The organism is Bartonella japonica, from assembly GCF_040545385.1.
Classification (GTDB): Bacteria; Pseudomonadota; Alphaproteobacteria; order Rhizobiales; family Rhizobiaceae; genus Bartonella; species Bartonella japonica.
The window spans coordinates 1-2,619 of the sequence record NZ_JBEPLT010000045.1 but is presented as its reverse complement, the minus strand read 5'-3'; the positions used below and the strand labels follow the sequence as shown (position 1 = coordinate 2,619).

Genomic DNA, 2,619 nt, shown 5'->3' with positions numbered 1-2,619 from the left:
AGGAGGCATAAGCGGAATAGGTAGTACAGGAGTAGACCCAGCAGGAAGGGATTCAGCTAAATCAGATGAAACAGACGGAGAATGATCCTCAGTAGAAGCTCCATCAGAAGCAGAAGATCTTGATCTCGATAAAGATACAGACCTAATAGATGAAGAAGATGGAGAACTAATCTTAGGAGAATCTGGATTAATATAAACACCTTCGAGGCGGAAATCCCAAAACTCTTCCTCCCCTTCAACTAACCTATTATCAGCATCTGCTTTTCCCAAAGAAGAGCTAGGACCATAGGCAAAAAGACGATATTGATAAGGAAAACCACCCACCGTAATATAATCATGTGCGAGTTTAAAGGAATCTTCTTGTGCGGTCCCAGAAACTTGAATAAGTGAAATGCTCGAGACTCCTCCATAACTTAGTTTTTTTACTGAATCTGAAGTTTCTAAAAATTTTTCCATATTTTGTATATGAACAAAAGTGGTTCCAAAAACATTACCATAAATCAGGATGCGATCATTTTTATTAGGATAAAACAAGCCATCATCATTCAAAATCGCATTAAGCTTAATATGAGCATTACCTTTCGCACTATAACTATACACTTTACCCATAGGGGCTGCATCTGTCTTTTTTCCGATGAGCAATGTTTGATAACTATCATACGGATCTTGATCTTTATTTAAATCTTGATCGAAAATAAGCGTGCTATCAGATAGATGCACAGATGAAACAGAAGAAATCGTAGTACCACTTTGTTCCTTCAAATATTTAAAATCTTTGTATTCTCTTGGTTTTAAAAACCATGTCGAGCCACGTGCTAAGTGCAAATGAGCAGTTGATTCATCTTCAATGTGAACTGCCCCTGTAAGTGAAGAAGCACTAGCTTTAACAGATAGAAAGGAGTTATTTTCACCTTTTAATAACAAATCACCAGAAATCTCTGTCCCATCTGATAATTCAAGAATAGCTTCAGCCTTATAACCATCGGACCCTTTGGCATAAATAGCTATACCATCTGGGACTTTAAAAACTGTCTTTGATAAATGAACGGATGCTGTTCCTGTAACAGTTCTTTTTGTTTCTGAAGATGTTTTATTGTCTATATCCAAAATCTTGGCAGTTTTTTCTGGACTTAACGCATAAAAAGACAGACCACGCACGCCCTTCCCCAATATAGAAATATTAGATCTTTCAATCCTAATATCTGTCTTTTTAAAATTATCAAGTGAACCATAATTTTGAAGTAATTTTCCATTATCATCTGCAGAACCTGAGAAATTTTTAATCAAAAAGCCATGCATATCGTTAGACTGAATAGAACTATCTCTTAAATGAATATCACCAGATTGGAATACCTCAAAAACCTCTATCATATCTGTATTATCAGAGAAAAGTTTCTCCTTTCCTTTTCCCTTAATCTCCATGGTATCAAGAAGATACCTCCCTCCAAGTTTTGTCAAAAGTGGGCCGACTTCATTAAGAGTAACGGTACTCTCTGACATTCTAACCATTGCACCTGAATCACTAACAATGCTCCTCTCTTTTTTCAAATTATCTGGTACAATCTCAACATTCACAGAAACTAACTCAACATCTGCTTCTTCGCCCGATGCATAAATAGCGTGAGAAATCCCCTTTATTGACCCTCCTTTCATGCTAATAACCCCATTCTGAGAACGAAGCGCGGGTATATCCTTAAAATTTGAATCCTCTAAAATAAGCTTTCCACCATCTTTGACATATCCACCATATGAAGATACCATATATGGATGATTACCCCAAATCGTTATATGAGACGCATCAACAACAGTGCCATTTTTTTCTACATATAGAGCTGCTATGGGACTATGAACATTAAATCTTCTCCAAAAGTTTTTTAAATAATAAAGTTTATTTTCAATTGTGTGTCTTTTACCATCCATACATTCATAAAATGGACTCTGCATATCACATGAATTCTCTACAGCATTGACATAGTAAATTTGCAAGAAATAAAGAATAGCTGTTGTAAAAATACATGAAAATATATAGCTATGAAATATATTTACCATAACTCTTCTATTCTCCTATCAAATTATAAAGAACAAATTTAATAAAGATAATAAGATTGTTTAAGTATAGCAAATATAAAAATTTAAATCAAATTTAACTTTTATAATAATAATGAGTATTTATGTAATAAATTACTATACATTTTATATATACATAATAATTATAGAGTAAGTCACCAGAAAAGATTGTTATATTGAATACTATTTTGTCAACTTATGACGTTAAAAGATACTTTTATAAAAAATATTTTTCGAAATATTTAAAATAAAGCTCTGCTTACAATAAAAAACTAAAGTTATCTAACTGAAAATCTTTTTTAAAAAACATAAGTTAAAAGGCATAAGCTGTTTTTTTCCTAAAATATGCAAAAAATAAAGCTTATTGTAGAAGAAAATAATATGCTCCTCTTACAAGATTACAAAAGTTTTGGTTAAACAGCCGCCAGCACGTGCCATCCATAGAACATCCTCATAAAATCACCACAGAACTTTATGAGAAACACAAAAACTGAGAGCAAAACAGACAAAAAACAACAGAAAAGAGTGCTAAAAAACAATCCTCATTCACTT

General features: G+C 33.0%; 1 pseudogene. It reads right to left on the bottom strand.

What is annotated here, in order from left to right:
* Positions 1 to 2,049, bottom strand: a pseudogene (locus ABID39_RS07745) (autotransporter outer membrane beta-barrel domain-containing protein); the annotation flags it as partial.
* Positions 2,050 to 2,619 lie beyond the last annotated feature (570 nt).